General features: G+C 72.1%; 19 protein-coding genes and 4 tRNA genes. 1 reads left to right on the top strand and 22 read right to left on the bottom strand.

Annotation, left to right across the window (positions count from 1 at the left end; translation table 11 throughout):
- Positions 1-51 precede the first annotated feature (51 nt).
- The 14 genes from rplA to ABUL08_RS27310 all read right to left on the bottom strand — a co-directional run bounded on the left by rplA (position 52) and on the right by ABUL08_RS27310 (position 8,215).
- Positions 52-768 (bottom strand): 50S ribosomal protein L1, encoded by a 717-nt coding sequence (rplA, locus tag ABUL08_RS27375; protein WP_350932917.1) that lies wholly within the window; start codon positions 766-768, stop codon positions 52-54.
- A gap of 83 nt (positions 769-851) precedes the next feature.
- On the bottom strand, positions 852-1,283 hold the full coding sequence (gene rplK, locus ABUL08_RS27370; RefSeq protein ID WP_350932916.1) for a 50S ribosomal protein L11: 432 nt from the start codon (positions 1,281-1,283) through the stop codon (positions 852-854).
- Between the two features lie 184 nt (positions 1,284-1,467).
- Positions 1,468-2,190, bottom strand: a complete 723-nt coding sequence (gene nusG, locus ABUL08_RS27365) for a transcription termination/antitermination protein NusG (protein WP_350932915.1) — start codon at positions 2,188-2,190, stop codon at positions 1,468-1,470.
- A gap of 37 nt (positions 2,191-2,227) precedes the next feature.
- Positions 2,228-2,620 carry a preprotein translocase subunit SecE gene (gene secE / locus ABUL08_RS27360; protein WP_350932914.1) on the bottom strand — a complete coding sequence of 131 codons (393 nt, stop codon included), beginning with the start codon at positions 2,618-2,620 and terminating at the stop codon, positions 2,228-2,230.
- Between the two features lie 210 nt (positions 2,621-2,830).
- Positions 2,831-2,903: transfer RNA gene (locus ABUL08_RS27355), tRNA-Trp, on the bottom strand.
- Positions 2,904-3,031: 128 nt separating this feature from the next.
- Positions 3,032-3,424 (bottom strand): MaoC family dehydratase, encoded by a 393-nt coding sequence (locus tag ABUL08_RS27350; RefSeq protein WP_350932913.1) that lies wholly within the window; start codon positions 3,422-3,424, stop codon positions 3,032-3,034.
- A 1-nt stretch (position 3,425) separates the two neighbouring features.
- Positions 3,426-3,872 carry a MaoC family dehydratase N-terminal domain-containing protein gene (locus ABUL08_RS27345; protein WP_350932912.1) on the bottom strand — a complete coding sequence of 149 codons (447 nt, stop codon included), beginning with the start codon at positions 3,870-3,872 and terminating at the stop codon, positions 3,426-3,428.
- A 122-nt stretch (positions 3,873-3,994) separates the two neighbouring features.
- Complete coding sequence (gene rpmG, locus ABUL08_RS27340) at positions 3,995-4,162, bottom strand: 50S ribosomal protein L33 (RefSeq protein WP_067301359.1); 168 nt, start codon at positions 4,160-4,162, stop codon at positions 3,995-3,997.
- A gap of 129 nt (positions 4,163-4,291) precedes the next feature.
- Positions 4,292-4,364 (bottom strand) — tRNA-Met (locus ABUL08_RS27335).
- Between the two features lie 25 nt (positions 4,365-4,389).
- A tRNA-Thr gene (locus ABUL08_RS27330) sits at positions 4,390-4,462 on the bottom strand.
- A gap of 107 nt (positions 4,463-4,569) precedes the next feature.
- Positions 4,570-7,116, bottom strand: coding sequence for a putative bifunctional diguanylate cyclase/phosphodiesterase (locus ABUL08_RS27325; protein ID WP_350932911.1), 2,547 nt, complete (start codon positions 7,114-7,116; stop codon positions 4,570-4,572).
- Between the two features lie 60 nt (positions 7,117-7,176).
- Positions 7,177-7,329, bottom strand: coding sequence for a hypothetical protein (locus ABUL08_RS27320; RefSeq protein ID WP_350932910.1), 153 nt, complete (start codon positions 7,327-7,329; stop codon positions 7,177-7,179).
- 275 nt (positions 7,330-7,604) lie between these two features.
- Complete coding sequence (locus ABUL08_RS27315) at positions 7,605-7,994, bottom strand: OsmC family protein (protein WP_350932909.1); 390 nt, start codon at positions 7,992-7,994, stop codon at positions 7,605-7,607.
- Between the two features lie 137 nt (positions 7,995-8,131).
- Positions 8,132-8,215 (bottom strand) — tRNA-Tyr (locus ABUL08_RS27310).
- 147 nt (positions 8,216-8,362) lie between these two features.
- Here ABUL08_RS27310 and ABUL08_RS27305 point away from each other — a divergent pair.
- Positions 8,363-8,857 carry a YajQ family cyclic di-GMP-binding protein gene (locus tag ABUL08_RS27305; protein ID WP_350932908.1) on the top strand — a complete coding sequence of 165 codons (495 nt, stop codon included), beginning with the start codon at positions 8,363-8,365 and terminating at the stop codon, positions 8,855-8,857.
- A 322-nt stretch (positions 8,858-9,179) separates the two neighbouring features.
- Here the strand turns inward: ABUL08_RS27305 and ABUL08_RS27300 are convergent, their stop codons facing one another.
- The 8 genes from ABUL08_RS27300 to ABUL08_RS27265 form a co-directional block, all read right to left on the bottom strand.
- Positions 9,180-10,439, bottom strand: coding sequence for an MFS transporter (locus ABUL08_RS27300; protein ID WP_350932907.1), 1,260 nt, complete (start codon positions 10,437-10,439; stop codon positions 9,180-9,182).
- A 146-nt stretch (positions 10,440-10,585) separates the two neighbouring features.
- Positions 10,586-11,464 (bottom strand): zinc metalloprotease HtpX, encoded by an 879-nt coding sequence (htpX, locus tag ABUL08_RS27295; RefSeq protein ID WP_350932906.1) that lies wholly within the window; start codon positions 11,462-11,464, stop codon positions 10,586-10,588.
- Between the two features lie 140 nt (positions 11,465-11,604).
- Positions 11,605-13,083 carry an NADH-quinone oxidoreductase subunit N gene (locus tag ABUL08_RS27290; protein ID WP_350932905.1) on the bottom strand — a complete coding sequence of 493 codons (1,479 nt, stop codon included), beginning with the start codon at positions 13,081-13,083 and terminating at the stop codon, positions 11,605-11,607.
- A 19-nt stretch (positions 13,084-13,102) separates the two neighbouring features.
- Positions 13,103-14,605 (bottom strand): complex I subunit 4 family protein, encoded by a 1,503-nt coding sequence (locus tag ABUL08_RS27285; RefSeq protein WP_350932904.1) that lies wholly within the window; start codon positions 14,603-14,605, stop codon positions 13,103-13,105.
- Positions 14,606-14,651: 46 nt separating this feature from the next.
- Positions 14,652-16,604 carry an NADH-quinone oxidoreductase subunit 5 family protein gene (locus ABUL08_RS27280; protein ID WP_350932903.1) on the bottom strand — a complete coding sequence of 651 codons (1,953 nt, stop codon included), beginning with the start codon at positions 16,602-16,604 and terminating at the stop codon, positions 14,652-14,654.
- On the bottom strand, positions 16,601-17,002 hold the full coding sequence (nuoK, locus tag ABUL08_RS27275; protein ID WP_350932902.1) for an NADH-quinone oxidoreductase subunit NuoK: 402 nt from the start codon (positions 17,000-17,002) through the stop codon (positions 16,601-16,603). The genes ABUL08_RS27280 and nuoK overlap by 4 nt, the downstream gene beginning before the upstream one ends.
- Positions 16,999-17,523 (bottom strand): NADH-quinone oxidoreductase subunit J family protein, encoded by a 525-nt coding sequence (locus ABUL08_RS27270; protein ID WP_350932900.1) that lies wholly within the window; start codon positions 17,521-17,523, stop codon positions 16,999-17,001. Before ABUL08_RS27270 ends, nuoK begins: the two co-directional genes overlap by 4 nt.
- On the bottom strand, positions 17,520-18,077 hold the full coding sequence (locus ABUL08_RS27265; RefSeq protein WP_377521825.1) for a NuoI/complex I 23 kDa subunit family protein: 558 nt from the start codon (positions 18,075-18,077) through the stop codon (positions 17,520-17,522). Before ABUL08_RS27265 ends, ABUL08_RS27270 begins: the two co-directional genes overlap by 4 nt.
- Positions 18,078-18,122: the final 45 nt, after the last annotated feature.

The raw sequence follows: 18,122 nt of genomic DNA, 5'->3' as shown, positions 1-18,122 counted from the left end.
GAAAGGGGTCCCGCCACGAGTCGTGGCGGGACCCCTTCAGGTCAGGCGTGCTCAGGCCTCGGCCGAGCCCTCCTGCAGGTTCTTCACCAGCTTCGGGTCGACCGGGACGCCCGGGCCCATGGTGGTGGTGAGGGTGACCTTCTTGAGGTAGGTGCCCTTCGCCGCGGACGGCTTGGAGCGCAGCACCTCGTCCAGCACCGCCGCGTAGTTGTCGATCAGCTGGGCCTCGGAGAACGAGGACTTGCCGATGATCAGGTGCAGGTTGGAGTGCTTGTCCACCCGGAAGGTGATCTTGCCGCCCTTGATGTCCGAGACGGCCTTGGTGACGTCCATGGTCACGGTGCCGGTCTTCGGGTTCGGCATCAGGCCGCGCGGGCCCAGGATCCGCGCGATCCGGCCGATCTTGGCCATCTGGTCCGGCGTGGCGATCGCCGCGTCGAAGTCCAGCCAACCACCCTGGATGCGGGCGACGAGCTCGTCGGTGCCCACCTCGTCCGCACCCGCCGCGACGGCCTCCTCGGCCTTCGCGCCGGCGGCGAAGACGATCACGCGGGCGGTCTTACCGGTGCCGTGCGGCAGGTTGACCGTGCCGCGGACCATCTGGTCCGCCTTGCGGGGGTCGACGCCGAGGCGCATGGCGACCTCGACCGTGGCGTCGAACTTGGTGCTGGTGGTGTCCTTGGCCAGCTTGACGGCCTCGGCGGGGGTGTAGAGCTTCGACCGGTCGATCGCGTCGGCGGCCTTGCGGTAGGTCTTGCTGCGCTGCATTTCTGGTTACTCCTGTGGTCTATGGCGGGCCGCGGCGTCCGCGCGCCCTCCCACGAACTGGTCTACGAAGGTGCTGACCGACGTCAGTCGTTGACGATGATGCCCATCGACCGGGCGGTGCCGGCGATGATCTTCGCAGCCTGGTCGATGTCGTTGGCGTTGAGGTCGACCATCTTCTTCTCGGCGATCTCACGCACCTGGGTCATGGTCACGGAGCCGACCTTGTCCTTCTGCGGGACGCCCGAGCCCTTGTCGACACCGGCGGCCTTGAGCAGCAGCCGGGCGGCGGGCGGGGTCTTCAGGACGAAGGTGAAGGACCGGTCCTCGTACACGCTGATCTCGGCGGGGACGATGTCGCCCCGCTGGGACTCGGTCTGCGCGTTGTAGGACTTGCAGAACTCCATGATGTTCACGCCGTGCTGACCGAGCGCCGGACCGACCGGCGGCGCCGGGGTGGCCTGGCCAGCCTTCAGCTGAAGCGTGAACGTCTTGACGAGCTTCTTCTTCGGAGGCATGTCTCTTCCTGGGGCTTGGAACTGGGAAAGCGCCGGTCGCGGGCACGCACGGTCAGCGTGATGCGACGACGGCGACGTTCTAGGGTAGCGCAGACTTCCGCCGCCCTCTGCGCCGAGGTCCGGCCGGAGGCCGGAACGACGCACCGGCGGCAGGCCGGAGCCCACCGCCGGTGCGAGGCGTACGTCAGATCTTGGCGACCTGGTTGAAGTTCAGCTCGACCGGCGTCTCCCGGCCGAAGATCGACACCAGCACCTTGAGCTTCTGCTGGTCGGCGTTGATCTCGCTGATCGTCGCCGGCAGCGAGGCGAACGCGCCGTCGGTGACGGTGACCGAGTCGCCGACCTCGAAGTCGAGGACCTTGATCTCGGGCTTGGCCTTCTTCTGCTCGGTCTCGACCGCCGGGGCCAGCCACTTCAGCACCTCGTCGAGGCTCAGCGGCGCCGGGCGGTCGGCCCGGTCGGTCGCCCCGACGAAGCCGGTGACGCCCGGGGTGTTCCGGACGCAGGAGTAGGACTCGGCGGTCAGCTCCATCCGGACCAGGATGTAGCCCGGGAAGACCTTCGCCTGGATCTGCGACCGCTTGCCGTTCTTGACCTCGACCTCTTCCCGGGTCGGCACCTCGACCTGGTAGATGAAGTCCTCCATGTCGAGGGAGGTGATCCGGGTCTCGAGGTTGGTCTTGACCTTGTTCTCGTAACCGGCGTAGGAGTGCACCACGTACCAGTCGCCGGGGGCGTAGCGCAGCTTCTGGCGCAGCTCGGCAACCGGGTCGTAGTCCTCTTCCGGGGCGGGCTCGGTGGTCGGGAATTCCGGCTCGCTGGCGGCCTCGACCGACTCATCGTTGGCCGCCGTCGCCACCGTGGACTGCTCGTCCGTGGTCTCGGCGGTCTCGTCGTACTCAGGCACGCTCGCTCACTTCCGTCACTATCAGCTCAAAAGCCGGTCAGCTGGGGTTGCCGAAGACCCACAGCACCGCCTTCGCGAAGCCGTAGTCCAGGCCGGCCACGATCGTCAGCATCACCGCGACGAAGGTGACCACCACGGCCGTGTAGGTCAGCAGCTCCTTGCGGGTCGGCCAGATGACCTTACGCAGTTCGGCCACGACCTCGCGGAAGAACCGCGCGATGCGGGCGAAGAGGCCCACCCGCTCGGTGTCCCGGCGGGTCTTCCGCTCGTCGGCGGACTCGGCGCGGGCCCGCTTGCGGGTCGCGGTGCCGCCCCGGGCGACCGGCTCGTCCGCGTCGGTGGGCTCGTCGGTGGCCTCGTCGTCGACGACCGCGTCGTCACGCAGACGCTCGTCGTCGGCGTCCTCGCCGCGCCGCTTGTTCTCGGCCACTTCAGCCCTCCGTGCGGGTATCGGGGTCGCACGCCGATGGGCGTGCGCGGCGTTGGTCACGCCGGCCGGACCAACCGTCCCGCGACGGGCCGCGGCCGGCGGACCGATAGGGAGGGCCCGATTGCCTCGGACCACCCCGCCGGCGCCACCACCACGGGCCGGACGCCGCCGTTCGGCGGCGCGACCCACGGGACGGTCAGGCCTGAGGCGCAGGGGTGACAGGACTTGAACCTGCAGCCTGCGGTTTTGGAGACCGCTGCTCTGCCAATTGAGCTACACCCCTGTGCGGCAACTCTCACCCCACGCGGTCACAGAAGACCGTGCAGGGGTCACTTGCCCCACGGCGGACCAGTGTACGGGTAGTCGTGCGACTTTCCCAACCGGTCTGCCCATCGCGCGTCGGCGCCCCGCTCAGCGGGGTGCCCGGACGGTCGCCCGCGCCTGCGAGAGGACCTTCTCCCCCAGGCAGGTCGCGGTGACGTCCAGCCTGGCCAGGCCCTCCTCGGTGGTCTCCTTGAGCACCGCCGAGACCTCGATCTCGGTGCCCTGGTCGTCGTCCGGCACCACCACGGGCCGGCTGAACCGGACGTTGAAGTCGACCACCGCGTCGGGCGCGCCGGCCCAGGCGGCGAGCGCGCGGCCGACCAGCGCCATGGTGAACATGCCGTGGGCGATCACCCCGGGCAGGCCGACCTTCGTGGCGGTCCGGTCGTTCCAGTGGATCGGGTTGAAGTCCCCCGACGCACCGGCGTACCGGATCAGGTCCGCCCGGGTCACCCGGAAGGTCTGGGTGGGCAGCTCCATGTCAGGCCTCCCCGCGTACGACGATCTTGGACCAGACGGCGACCACCGGCTCGCCGGCGGCCGTGCTCACGTCGGTGCGGGTGGTCAGGAAACCGTGCCCGCCCCGGTTGCTGATGTCCTCGATGGTGTTGACGCAGACCAGCTCGTCACCGGCCACCACCGGCCGGGTGTACGCGAAGCGCTGGTCGCCGTGGACCACCCGGCTGTAGTCGACGCCGAGCGCCGGGTCCTCGACGATCTGCCGGCTGGCGGCCATGGTGACCACCACCGGGAAGGTCGGCGGGGCCACCACATCCGGATGCCCGAGCGCCCGGGCGGCCGCCGGGTCGTGGTGGGCCGGATCGGTGGCGCCGATGGCGGTGGCGAACTCGCGGATCTTTTCTCGGCCCACCTGATAGGGGGCGGTCGGCGGATAGGTCCGGCCGACGAAGGACGGGTCCAGGGACATGCCGCCGAACCTACACGGAAAACACGAACGCCGATCCGTACGGGACCGGCGGCGCGGGGCCGACGATCCGTGCGGATCGGCGTTCGGGGTGCTGTGGAGCGGGCCGGCGAACCGACCGTGCGTCAGCGGGTCTCGCGGTGGATCGTGTGCTTGCCGTCCCGGGGACAGAACTTCTTCAGCTCGATGCGGTCCGGGTCGTTACGACGGTTCTTGCGCGTGATGTAGTTGCGCTCCTTGCACTCCACACACGCCAAAGTGATCTTCGGCCGGACATCGGTCGCCTTCGCCACGGCGGAGTGCCTTCCTCGCTACGGATAACAACTACGGCGCATCAGCGTACGCGCTGACGGCGCGGACATGCAAAATGGGCACCTGGGGCGCCCATCACATCGACCACCGGAAAGCCCGGAGGACGAGAGTAGCGGTGGCCGGACTTGAACCGGCGACACAGCGATTATGAGCCGCTTGCTCTGCCATCTGAGCTACACCGCCGTGGCGGGTCCAGCCGGACCCTTTGAGCCCCCTTACGGAATCGAACCGTAGACCTTCTCCTTACCATGGAGACGCTCTGCCGACTGAGCTAAGGGGGCCTACCCGATCACCCCGTGGGGTGTCGCGCAGGAAGAACAGTACACGACGGGTGCCGTCGAGGTGAAATCGGATCCCCCCTCGCCGGGAAGATCAGGATCCGCCCAGCTCAGAGCAGGGTCACCGAACGATCCGGGACCACCCGGAGCCGCGGCGCCTCCGCCGAACCGGCCGGCTCCGACTCCACCTGGGCGCCGAACCAGGCCTCCAGCCGCTCGTACGGCAGGGGACGGCTGAACAGGAAGCCCTGGCCGATCTCGCAGCCGATGTCCTGGAGCAGCTCCAGGGTCAGCTCGCTCTCCACCCCCTCGGCCACCACGGCCAGGCCGAACTGCTGGGAGAGCGTCACCACCGCGTTCACGATCGCCAGGTCCCCCGGGTCGGTCGCCATGCCCTGCACGAACGACCGGTCGACCTTCACCTCGTGCACCGGGAGCCGACGCAGGTAGGCCAGCGACGAGGAGCCGGTGCCGAAGTCGTCCACCGAGAGGCGGACGCCGAGGTCCCGCAGCCGGCGCAGGGTCGGTATCGGCCGCTCGGTGCCGTCCAGCACCCCGGCCTCCCGGATCTCGAAGGTGAGGCGCTGCGGTGGCACCCCGTACTCGTCGAGGAGCTCGCGGACCCGGTCCGGGAAGTGCGGGTCGGTGAACGTACGCGCGGAGAGGTTGACCGCGACGGCGAGCGGCTGCTCGGCGTGCGTCCAGTCCCGACTGCGCCGCAGCCCCTCCCGGAGCACCACCTCGGTGAGCCGGCCCAGCTGCCCGGTGTGCTCGGCCACCGCGACGAAGTCCTCCGGGGCGACCGTGCCGTGCGTCGGGTGCTCCCAGCGGGCCAGGCACTCCACCCCGAGCAGCCGGCGGTCCCGCAACGTCACCTTGGGCTGGAAATAGACCTCCAGCTCGCCGTCGTCCAGCGCGCGGCGCAGGTCGCCGGCGAGGCCGAGCCGGCGCAGCGACCGGGACTCCAGCGCCGGGTTGAACAGCTGCACGCTGCCGGGCACCGACTTGGCCGCCGTCGCGGCCAGGTCCACCCGTTGCAGCAGCGTCGCGGCATCGCTGCCGTGATCCGGGTGTACGGCCACCCCGACGGCGGTGTCCACGTCCAGGGTGAGCGCGTCGAAGACCATCTCGTCGCGGATCTGCTCCCGCAACTGGGCGGCCAGCTCCACCGCCGCCTCGGCGTTCTCCAGCCGCAGGGTCACCAGGAACTCGTCACCGCCGGCCCGACCCACCAGGGCCGACGAGGGGGCGCAGGCGCGCAGCCGCTCGGCGACCTCGACGAGGACCTTGTCCCCCGCGGCGTGCCCGAGCGACTCGTTGACCTGCCGCAGCCCGTCCACGTCGAAGAGCAGCACCGCCACCACCTCGCCCGGCGCCCGGATCTTGACCGCCTCCTCCAGCGCGCCGGTGATCCGCCGCCGGTTGGGCAGCGTGGTCAGCGCGTCGTGGTAGGCGTCGTGCCGGAGCCGGTCGACCAGCCGGGAATTCTCCAGGGCGACGGCGGCGTGCGCGGCGACCGTCTCGAAGATGGGGATGTCGGCGGAGGTGAGGTGGTTGGTGTCGCCCAGCCGGTTGACGATCTCCAGGGTGCCGATCACGGCCTGACCGGAGCGCAGCGGCACGACCAGGATGTCGGTGACCGGGTTCGCGCCGGAGCGGGGCAGGTCGGCGTCGTCGCCCAGCTTCCGCCCGACCGCCACCCGACGGCCCGACTCGAGCACCCGCTGCCGGATCGCGGCCGGCCCCGGCGCGAAGTCCAGCAGGCCGGGAGCGTCGACCTTGGCGGTGAGCAGGACCTCCGGATGCCGGCCCTGCGGCGGCAGCCAGAGCGTCGCGTACTCGGCCTGCATGAGGCTGCGGATCCGGCCGAGCAGCGCGTCGACCAGCGTGCCGTCCTGGCCCCGCTCGGTCACCGCCCTGGTCAGGTCGTAGAGGTCGGTGAGTGTCCGGTGCTGGCGGAAGAACCGCGAGTAGGACCGGTAGACGAAGGCCACCGCCAGCGCCACCGCGGCGAGCAGCAGGATCGCCCAGCCGCTGCTGCTGAGCACGATCAGGATGACCAGACCGATGGCGACGTTGACCGCCGCGGCGAGGAGCGTGGGCGCCGCGCTGCGGACGACCTGCCAGCCTGCCTGCAGTCCCTGCAGCAGGCTGATCACGCCCCCGACCCCCGTGAGGGTGACCAGCGTGTAGGTGCCCACCGCGACGAAGAGCACGCCCCAGATCGGTGGACCGACGCCCTCGGACGAGGGCATGGCGAGCAGCACCAGACTGGCGACCGTGGCGCCCGCTCCCGCGTTCGCCACGTTGAACCACACCTTGGTCGGCGTCAGCCGGCGTCTCATCTGGCCGATGAGCGCGGCGAACGCGGCCACGAGGACCACGGTGACCGGCTGCAGGTAGTGGAAGGCGAGCACGAGGGGGATCTCCGTCAGCGTGACGGAGAGCCCCTGCCGGAGCACGATGAACTGGAGAACCTGGGTGCCGGCGGCGACCAGGACCAGGAGCAGGACGGGAGCCGCCACCGCGTCCCGCACGGTCGGCGGGTTGGCCAGGCTGAGGATGACGAGACCCACGACGGTGATCAGCGCGAGTGGACCGGTGATCAGCCAGGCTGAATCAGTCGTTCTCCGCGCCGGCCGGCGACTCGTTGCCATCCCGCTCCTCAAACCATGACGCCTGGCGGGACCTGCCAGGACGCGCGTGTGCCGCGGAGGTCAGGGAACGAGCGTGGACACCGCCGCTGCGGACCAGTCGTATCCGAGCTGGCTCAGGTCAGGGTCAACACCGATGACACCGCCGGCGAGGGCGGCAAGGGCAACGAGCGCCAGCGTCACGCCGAGCAGCCGGCCGGACCTACGACCAGACATCACTGTGCTCCTGTCGGCAGGGTGCAGAAAACAATGGAGATTCCATGATGGTGCCACAGGGCGCGCACGCTGGAAAGCCACAGCCGTGCGCTCAGGACACTCGCGGGGGCGGCTCGACCCGTCCGGCTGACCCGGCCAGTCATGTGGCCAGAATGTTTACCGGTTCCCCCGTGGGCGCTAGTCCCAAGAACCGACCTAGCGCCTGAATCCCCACCTAGATCCTCTACCACCCGTAGCGGACACGCAACCCGCCGTTTTCAGTCCCGGTCGGCGGGTCATCTTCTGCGTACCGAGGTGCCGGCGCGGATCGCCCGTGGGATCTCGGCGACCTCGTCGACCCGAGCCAGCAGCCGGGCAAGCTCCTCGGCGGAGGCGGGTGAGTCCAACTCGACGTGGTAGCTGATGCCGTGCGAGACCCACGTCCCGGTGTCGAAGCCGCCCTCGGCCGACACCCGTACGCCGTCGATGCGGACGCCGAGCCCGTCGGCCTCCCGGTAGACGTCGTTCAGGACGCAGCCCGCAGCGGCGAGGTGCAACAGGTGGGCCCCGGTGAAGGCCGCCTCGACCGTGACGCCCTCGGGTGTCCACCGGTGCGGGAACCGGATCGCCTCGTCATCGACCGACCTGAACGAGCCGGCACCGACCACCACGGGAAACTGCTCCACCGGTCGCCCCCGTCCGCTCGTCCTCGATCGGCTCATTGTGATCCGTTACCCACACCACCACCAGAGGCTGGCACAGCCGGATGAACGACAACGGCCCCCGATCAGCATTCCTGCTGGTCGGGGGCCGTTGGTGCACCTGGTGGCGGGTAGAGGATTCGAACCTCTGTAGCTTTCGCGACGGATTTACAGTCCGCTCCCATTGGCCGCTCGGGCAACCCGCCAGGGCACCCACCACGCCGTGGCGTGGCAGCGGAAGCAAGGATAGCGGTTGCCCCCGGGATCCGTGCAAGCGGGTACCGTCAGGGGGTCGTACCGCTGGTCAGCGGGCGACGAAACACCACAGACCGCCGGACAGCAGGAGCATCAGCATGGCAGCGAACCCGTCGTTCGACATCGTGAGCAAGGTCGACCGCCAGGAGGTCGACAACGCCCTCCGCCAGGCGGAGAAGGAGCTCGCGCAGCGGTTCGACTTCCGCGGGACCGGCGCGGAGATCTCCTGGTCGGGCGAGGAGGCGATCAGCCTCCAGGCGGAGACCGAGGAGCGGGTCCTGGCGGCGCTGGACGTCTTCAAGGAGAAGCTGGTCAAGCGGAACATCTCGCTGAAGTCGCTGGACGCCGGCGAGCCCCGCGGATCGGGCAAGATCTTCAAGATCGACGCCAAGGTGATCCAGGGCATCGAGACCGACAAGGCGAAGGCGATCAGCAAGAAGATCCGCGACGAGGGGCCGAAGGGCGTCCAGGCGCAGATCCAGGGCGACCAGCTCCGGGTGACCGGCAAGAAGCGGGACGACCTCCAGGCCGTCATCGCGCTGCTCAAGGGCGAGGACTTCGGCGTCGCCCTCCAGTTCACCAACTACCGGTAAGGCTCGACCGACCGCCCACTGTGGCCCGTCCTCCGCGTTGCCCATGGCCGTCGGACCGTCACCCTTCGCGGGACGGCCGACGGCCTGGGACCGGCCCGCCGCAGCTTCCGCGCCCACTCGGGCGCGCCCCTCGTTGAGGCAGTGCGGACCCCGACGGCCTCCGCGATCGCCTGACGCCCGGGACGCTCAGCGCGAGAAGATCAACAGCAGGACCACCGTGATGACCGCGCTGATCAGGATCGAGCCGAGACATCCGATGCGGTTCGAGAAGAAGAGGAACATCCCGGTCCTGTACCCGTCCGGGACCCGTTGAGACCCACCGTCAGACGGGGACCGGCTGCTCGGTGCGTACCGCGGTGGCCTCGGCGCGGGCGATCGGGCCGCCCGGGAGCGCCGCCACACCGGCCCCGACAGCGACCGCCGCCCCGGCGAAGAGGAACGCCCACGGCACGCCACCGGCGTGGTCGACGATCAGGCCGGCGACCGCGCCGCCGGCGGCGCTCGCCGCCACCGACATGGTGACCACCCAGGTGTACGCCTCGTTCAGCATGCCCGTCGGGGCGATCCGCCCGACCAGGGTGTTCTCCAGGGTCAGCGCCGGGGCGATGGTGGCGCCACCGAGCACCAGCGCGACGCCCAGCGCCGACGGCGTCGGCATCACGGCGAAGAGGGCGAAGCTGGCGGCCACCCCACCGAGCAGCCAGGCGAACTGGCGGGTCATGTTCGGCGCGGGTCGGCGTACGCCGAACCAGAAACCACCCGCGGCGCTGCCGATGCCCCAGACGGCGAGCAGGACGCCGGCCATGCTCTCCGGGTCGTCGGCGGTGGCGTTGCCGGCGAAGGCCGGCACGGTCACCCCGGCGGCGCCGAAGGCGATGCCGAGGCTGGCGACGCAGAGCAGCAGCGCCGGGAAGCCGGCCACCCGCAGTGGGCCGAGGCCCTTGGCGTGGTGCTCGTGCGAGTGCGGCCGCCAGCCGCGCATGACCCGGCCGAGCGCGACCGCACCGGTGCCGACCAGGGTGACCACGGCGGCACCGACCAGCGCGGCGGCGGCGTCGGCGAGCAGCACGAACGCGGCGACCAGCAGCGGACCGAGCACGAAGACGATCTCGAAGAGGGAGGTCTCCGCGGCCAGCGCCGTGTTGCGCAGGTGGTACCGGCCGGAGGTGGCGCCGGTGAGGTCGTTCCAGGCACCCCGGATGGCGGCGGTGAGCGGCGGGTAGGTGGCACCGGCGAGCCCGGCGGCCAGGTAGATGAAGGGCAGACTGCCACCCTCGGCGCGGGTCGCCCCGAGCAGCCCGAAGAGGGCGAGCGGGTGGGCGACGGCGGTGGCCAGCAGCACGGGGGTGGGGCCGACCCGGTCGGCGATCCGGCCGGCGACCGGGCTGAGCGCGGCACCGGAGAGGGCGTAGATGCCACCGGCGACCGCGGCCAGCGAGTACCGGTCGGTCACCTCCTCGACCACGAGCAGCAGCGCCAGCGGCGTCATGCCGATCCCGAGCCGGCCGATGACGCCGAGGATCAGCAGCATCGGCGCGCCGGGGATCCGCCAGACGCCCAGGTACTGGCGCAGTGCGGCCACGGTCGACCTCCAGCGGTGTAATGGGTGAGAGACGTTTCGACCCTAACGCCGGGGCGCGTACGGGGAAAACGGTTTGTGCGCGCACACACGCGCTCCGCCCGGGTCCGGCGAACCGGAACCCGGGCGGAGCGGGTGGTACGGGTGGGTCAGCGCTGGAACTGCACCGGGCCGCTGTTGGCGGCCATCCGCTCCAGTCGGGCGACGCGCTCCTCCATCGGCGGGTGGGTGGAGAAGAGCCCGGCGATGCCGCCACCCCGCTTGAACGGGTTGTCGATCATCAGGTGGGCGGTGCTGGTGAGCTGGCCTTGGGCGGGCAGCGGTCGGCGCTGGGTACCCATGTGGATCTTCCGCAGGGCGCTGGCCAGGGCCAGCGGGTCCCGGCTCAGCTCGGCGCCGGACTGGTCGGCCTGGTACTCGCGGCTCCGGCTGATCGCCAGCTGGATGACGGTGGCCGCGATCGGGCCGAGGATCAGGGTGAGCAGCAGCACGGCCGGGTTCGGGGCGTCCTCGTCGTCGCCACCGCCGAGCGGGATGAACCAGGCGATGTTGGCCAGCATGGTGATGATGCCGGCCAGACCGGCCGCCACGCTGGAGATGAGGATGTCCCGGTTGTAGACGTGCGACAGCTCGTGCCCGATCACCCCGCGCAGCTCGCGGTAGTCGAGGATCTCGGTGATGCCCTGGGTGACGCAGACCGCCGCGTGCTGCGGGTTCCGCCCCGTGGCGAACGCGTTCGGCTGCGACGTGGGGCTCACGTAGAGCCGGGGCATCGGCTGCCCCGCCTGGGTGGCCAGCTCACGGACCATCCGGTACAGCTCGGGGAATTCCGCCTCGCTGACCGGTTGCGCCCGCATCGAGCGCAGCGCGAGCTTGTCGGAGAAGAAGTAGGTGACGCCGTTCATCAGCAACGAGACGACGACGGCGATGACGAGGCCGCCGCTGCCGCCGAACCAGTAGCCGACCGCGAGGATCAGCGAGGTCAACAGGCCGAGCAGCGCTGCGGTCTTCAGACGGTTGTGATGCACGATCGCTCCTTCGGTGCGCGGACCCGCACGGGCGTCCGCTGCCCGGTTCAACACCACCGGTACCCGTCAACCATCCTGCTCATGGCTGAGAGTTGTCTGGAGAATCCTGTGGGTGAGCTGTGCGGTCGGCGCGGGAGCGCTCAGCGGGCGAGGTCCAGCACGAGCTGCGGGGCGAAGCCGACGACCACGGCCAACGCGGTCGCCACGGCCAGTGCCAGCGATACCACCCGGGCGGGCCGGGCACCCGCGACCGCCGGGGCCGGCTCGCCGGCCGGGGGCGCGTACAGGGTGGCGGCCAGGCGCAGGTAGTAGGCGAGGCCGAGCACCGCGTTGAGGGCCACCACCAGGGCGAGCCAGCCGGCGTGCCCGGTCAGCAGCGCGCGGACCACGGTCACCTTGGCGAAGAGGCCGGCCAGGCCGGGCGGCAGACCGGCGAGCCCGATCAGGGCGAGGGCGAACGCGCCGCCCACCCACGGGTGCCGGCGGGCCGCGCCGCGCAGGTCGGCCAGGGTGCCACCGTCGGCGTCCGCCGGGCGCAGCGCCACCACCGCCGCGAAGGCGGCCAGCTCCAGGACCACGAAGAAGACCGCGTACGCGACGGCCGCCGCGTACGCCCCCGATCGGGCGTCGGCGGTGCGGCCGGCGGCCAGCGCCAGCGCGCCCAACGGGGCGAGGATGTAGCCGGCCTGGGCCACCGAGGACCACGCCAGCAGCCGGACCGTCCGCCGCTGCCGCAGCGCCACCAGGTTGCCGACGGTCATGGTGAGCACCGCCAGCAGCGCCAGCACCGGACCGGTGACGGTGGCCGGCAGCGCCTGCTGCACCACGGCGAGCAGGGCCACCACCCCGCCCAACTTCGACGCCGTCGACAGGTACGCCGCCACGGGCAGGGGCGCGCCGTCGTACGTGGCGGGGGCCCAGGCGTGGAACGGCACCGCCGCCACCTTGAACGCCAGCCCCAGCACCACCAGCGCCACCGCGACCGAGGTCAGCGGGACGTCCAGCAGGTCGGGGCGGTCCGCGAAGGTCGCGCCGAGCCGGCCCAGGTGCAGCCCGCCGGTCACCGCGTAGAGCAGCGCCGCGCCGAGCAGGGTCAGGGTGGTGGCCACCACGCTCACCACGAAGAAGGTCACCGCCGCCTCGGCGCTCGCCAGGCTGCCCCGGCGCAGCCCCACCAGGACGTAGAGCGGCAGGGTCAGCGTCTCCAACGCCACGACCAGGGTGATCAGGTCACCGGCCGCGCCGAGCACCACGCCGCCGGTCATCGAGCAGGCGAGGAGGAAGCAGTACTCCCCCACCGGCGCCCGACCGGCCCGCAGCAGCGGCCCGGAGATCGCCAGCACGCCGAGGGTGAGCAGTGCGAAGAGCCCGGCGACCAGGGCCGCCCGGCTGCCGTACACCCAGGAGCAGTCCGGGCCGACGCAGAAGGTGCGACGCTCGCCGCCCGCCCCGACCAGCGCCGCGCCGAGCGCGGTGGCCGCCGAGCCGAGCGCCGCCGCGGCCACCGTCGCGGCGGCACGGGCCACCAGCAGGTCGACCAGGAGCACCAGCACGGCCGTCCCCGCCGCCAGGTACGCCGGCAGCAGCGCCACGTTGTCCACGCTCTGCACCAGACTCATCGGGTCAGCTCCCGGGAACTCATCTCAGCACTCCCAGCAGGGCGTCGACCGGGCCGGCGGCATAACCGAGGACCAGCGCCGGGGCCAGCCCCACGGCCAGCGCCAGCAGCACCAGCGGGGCCCACGCGGTCAGCTCCACCCCGGCCAGACCGGGCGCGAGCCGCTGCACCGCCGGGCTGGGCCGCCCGTGGGTGACCTGCCGCAGCAGCCGCAGGAAGTACGCGGCGGTCAGCGCCCCACCGATCGCGGCGAGCACCGCCAGCGTCGTCCAGAGCCCGCCGCCCCGCCGGACGGCGGCCACCACGGCGAACGCCTCACCCCAGAAGCCGGCCAGCCCGGGCAGCCCCAGCGAGGCGACCGCGGCGAAGCCGAGCAGCCCGGCGAGCCGGGGTGCGGTCTCCCGCAGCCCGGACAGCTCGGCGAGCGCGCCGGTGCCGGTACGGTCCTTGACCGCCCCGGCGAGGAAGAAGAGCAGGGCGGTGATCACCCCGTGCGCGATGTTGCCGATCAGCGCCGCCTGGAGCCCGGTGGCGGTCAGCGTGGCCACCCCGAGCAGCACGAAGCCCATGTGTCCCACGCTGGAGTACGCGATCAGCCGCTTCAGCTCGTCCTGGGCGAGGCAGACCAGCGAGCCGACCAGGATCGCGGCGACGGCCAGCACCCCGAGCACCGGGGCGGCCCAGCGGGCGCCCTCCGGGGCCACCCCGACCGCCACCCGGATCAGGCCGTACGTGCCCATCTTGAGCAGCACCCCGGCGAGGACCACGCTGCCGACGGTGGGTGCCTGGGTGTGCGCGTCGGGCAGCCACGAGTGCAGCGGCCAGAGCGGGCTCTTCACCGCGAAGGCGAGCGCCAGCAGGGTGAACGCGGCGACCTGGGTGCCCCGGGACAGCCCGGCCCCACCGGTCAGCGCCACGATGTCGGCGGTGCCGGCGGCGGCCACCACGACGTAGACGCCGACCAGCAGCAGCACCGAGCCGAAGAGCGTGTAGAGGGCGAACTTGCGGGCCGCCCGTCGCCGGTCCGCGCCGCCCCAACCGGCGATGATCGCGTACATCGGGAGCAGCACGACCTCGAAGAACGCGAAGAACAGCACCAGGTCGAGGGCGAGGAAGGTGCCGAGGATGCCCACCTCGACCACCAGCAGCAGCGCGACCAGCGCCCGGCCGCTGCCGCCGCCCGGCACGTGCCCCAGGGTGTACGCGCAGCAGAGCAGGGTGAGCAGGGCGGTCAGCACCACCAGCGGCCAGGAGATGCCGTCCACCCCGAGGTGGAAGCGCAGCTCCAGACCGGGCACCCAGGGCAGGTCGAGCTGGTGCCAGGGCTGCACGGCGGGACGCGGCCCGTAGCCGAACCAGCCGTGCTCCCCACCGGCCAGCGGCAGGGTGGCGAGCAGGGTCAGCCCGGCGGCGACGGTGCCGACGATCCGGGCCGCCCGGTCGGGCCGGACCGCCGCGACGGCGACCGCGCCCAGCGCCGGCACCGCCAGGACGGCGACCAGCAGCAGCTGACCGAGGTTCATGCCGGCGTCCCCTCTGCACCCGACCGCCGCCGACGCGGCGCCGCGCTCACGCGAATCCTCCGACCAGCACGGCGGCGAGGCCGATCAGCAGGGCGCCGGCCAGCACCGCGGCCGCCGCCCGGGGCAGGGCCGCCCGGTGCAGCGCGGCCAGCCCGCCACCCAGCTCCACCGCGGCGTGGCCGCTCCCCTCCACCAGGCCGTCCACGCCCAGCTCGTCACCGGCCCGCACGGCGCGGGCCAGCGCCGTCGTCGGCCGTACGACGAGGGTGTGCTGGACGTCGTCGAGCCGGAACGCCCGGGCGAAGACCGGCCGCAGCGGACCCAGGAAGCGGGCCGGGTCGGCGGCCGGGTCACGGCGCCAGCCCGCCCAGGCCAGCCCGACGCCGGCCGCCAGCAGGACCAGCGGGAGCAGCACCGCCGGGGCGAGGTGCACCAGCGAGGTGCCGAAGTCGGTCCGCTCCGCCTCGGTGGCGGGCGCGAAGAGCCGGTCGGTGAACGGCGGCCAGAAGGCCGCCAGGCCGAGCAGCGCGGCCGGGACCGCGAGCAGCAGCACCGGCCAGCGCATCACCGCGGGCGGGTCGTGCGGGTGCGCCAGCGGGATCCGGGTCGCGCCGAAGAAGGTACGCAGCAGCAGGCGGGTCGCGTACCAGGCGGTGACGGCGACGCCGAGCAGCCCGGCCGACCAGACCAGCCAGCCGACCCAGTGCGGTGCCGGACCGGCGCCGTCCAGCGCGGCGGCCTCGGCGGCGGCGAGCACGCCGTCCTTGCTCCAGAACCCGGACAGCGGCGGCACCCCGGCCAGCGCGCCCAGCCCGACCAGCGTGCACCAGAAGGTCACCGGCATGGCGCGCCGCAGGCCGCCCATCCGGGACATCAACGTGGTGCCCACCGCGTGGATCACCGCGCCGGCGGCGAGGAAGAGCAGCGCCTTGAACGCGGCGTGGCTGAGCAGGTGGAACAGCGCGGCCGTGGGTGCGCCGACCGCGAGCGCACCGGTCATGTAACCGATCTGCGAGACCGTCGACCAGGCCAGCACCCGCTTGATGTCGTCCTGCGCGGTGGCTGCGAAGGCACCCAGCAGCAGGGTGATCGAGGCCATCACCCCGAGCACCGCGAGCGCCACCGGGGCGCGCGCGAAGAGCGGGAAGAGCCGGGCCACCGCGTAGACGCCGGCGGCGACCATGGTGGCGGCGTGGATCAGCGCGGAGATCGGGGTGGGACCGGCCATCGCGTCGGGCAGCCAGGTGTGCAGCGGGAACTGGGCGCTCTTGCCGGCCACCCCGGCGAGCAGCAGCAGGCAGGCGGCGGTGAGCGTGCCGGTGGAGTAGTCGTGGGCGAGCACGTCGGCGATCCGGAAGCTGCCGGCGTGCACGCCGAGCAGGGCGATGCCCAGCAGGAAGCCGACGTCACCGACCCGGGTCACCAGGAACGCCTTCACCGCGGCGGCGGGCGCCTCCGGCAGCCGCCGGTCGTGGGCGATGAGCAGGTAGGAGCAGATGCCCATCACCTCCCAGCCGACCAGCAGGATGATCAGGTCGCCGGAGATCACCACGACCAGCATCGCGGCGGTGAAGAGGCTGATCTGCGCCGCGTACGGCGGGTAGCGGTGGTCCACCTCGACGTCGTCGTGCAGGCCGCGCCGCAGGTAGCCGACCGAGTAGACCTGCACCGCCAGGGCCACCGCGGCCACCGCCGTGGCGACCAGCACCGCCGTGCCGTCCAGCCGGTAGCCCAGGGTGACCCGCAGGCCGCCCAGGTCGACCCAGGTGGTCGACCCCTCGGCCAGGTGGTGGACCCGAATCAGCAGCACCAGCGCCATCAACAGCGCACCGGCCGCACCGGCCACGCCGAGCCCGATCGCCACCTTCCGGGCCCGGTCCTCGCCGGTCGCCGCGCCCCTCGGCGAGGGCGGCAGGAGCAGCCCGACCAGGCCGGCGGCCAGGGGCAGTCCGGCCAGCAGCGGCACGGCCGGCAGCAGCCGCCCGATCTCGTCGGTCACCGCCGCACCTCCGGCCCGTCCGTGTCCCCGGCGGTCCCGCCCGACTCCTCGGCGGCGGTCGCCGTCGGCGCGGCGACCGGCACCAGCGCCGGAGTCTCGGTCAACGGCACCTCGTCCACGGCGACGCTCGCCCGCAGCCGGTAGAGCTGGAGCACGATGGCCAGCCCCACGCCGATCTCGGCGGCGGCGAGCACGATCACGAAGAGCGCGAAGACCTCCCCGGCGTGCGGCAACTGCGCCCGGACCGTGGTGTCCGCGGTGACCAGGACCAGGTTGACCGCGTTGAGCATCAGCTCGACCGCCATCAGCACCAGTACGGCGTTGCGGCGGCGCAGCACGCCGAACACGCCCAGGCCGAACAGCAGCGCGGCCGTGACGTAGGGGACGACCGGCCTCACCGGCGACCCCCCTCGTCGGTGCTGGCGCGGCCGATGTCCGCGCGGGAGAGCACGATCGCGCCGACCAGGGCGGCGAGCAGCAGCACCGACAGCACCTCGAAGGGCAGCACCCAGGAGCGGAACACCTGCTCGCCGAGTCGGTCGGCGGTGCCCGTCGCCGGCAGCTCCACCCGGGACCAGCGGAACGCGTCGACCAGCAGCACGGCCAGCCCCAGCCCGCTGCCGCCACCGATCAGCGCGGCCGGCCAGCCGGGCCGGTCCAGGTCGTCGGAGGCACCGATCGGGGCCCGGGTCAGCATCACCGCGAAGAGCAGCAGCACCACCACCGCGCCCACGTAGATCAGCACCTGCACCCAGGCCACCAGCTCGGCGGTGAGCACCAGGTAGTCGCCGGCCAGCGCGCCCAGGCAGACCACCAGATAGAGACCGGCCCGGACGAGGTGGCGGGTGCCCACCACGAGCACCCCCGCCCCGACCGCGACCGCGCCGAGGGCGAGCAGCAGCAGGTCCGCACCGGTCATGGGGTCGTACCCCGGTCGGTGGGGGTGGGGCGGGCCGGGGCCGCGGCCTTGCGCGCGGCGGTGGTCTCCTCCTTGGAGGGGTCGCCGTGCGGGTCGTGCGCGGGCGGCGGCGGGACGGTGCCCATCCACTCGCCCAGGTGGTCCTTGTCGTGCAGCAGGTCCTTGATGTCGTACTCGGCGTACTCGAACTCGGGCGACCAGTAGAGCGCGTCGAAGGGGCAGACCTCGACGCAGATGCCGCAGTACATGCAGAGCGAGAAGTCGATGTCGAACTTGTCGAGCACGTTGCGCTGGCGGGGGCGGGCGGCGCCGGGCACCGCCACCTCCTCCTTGTGCGAGTCGATGTAGATGCACCAGTCCGGGCACTCCCGGGCGCAGAGCATGCAGACCGTGCAGTTCTCCTCCAGCAGCGCGATCACGCCACGGGAGCGGGGCGGCAGCTCGGGGGCGACGTCCGGGTACTGCTGGGTGGTCGAGCGACGGGTCATCGTCTTCAACGTGACCGCGAGCCCCTTCACCAACCCTTCACCGGGAATGCCGCTGCGCTCGGTCATGCCGCCCATCCTGCCCTGTGCCCCGGGCGCGCGCGACCACGACCC

Source organism: Micromonospora sp. CCTCC AA 2012012 (assembly GCF_040499845.1).
Taxonomy (GTDB): domain Bacteria; phylum Actinomycetota; class Actinomycetes; order Mycobacteriales; family Micromonosporaceae; genus Micromonospora; species Micromonospora mangrovi.
Note: the sequence above shows the minus strand (reverse complement) of the source record. Positions and strands in the feature narration are given on the sequence as shown.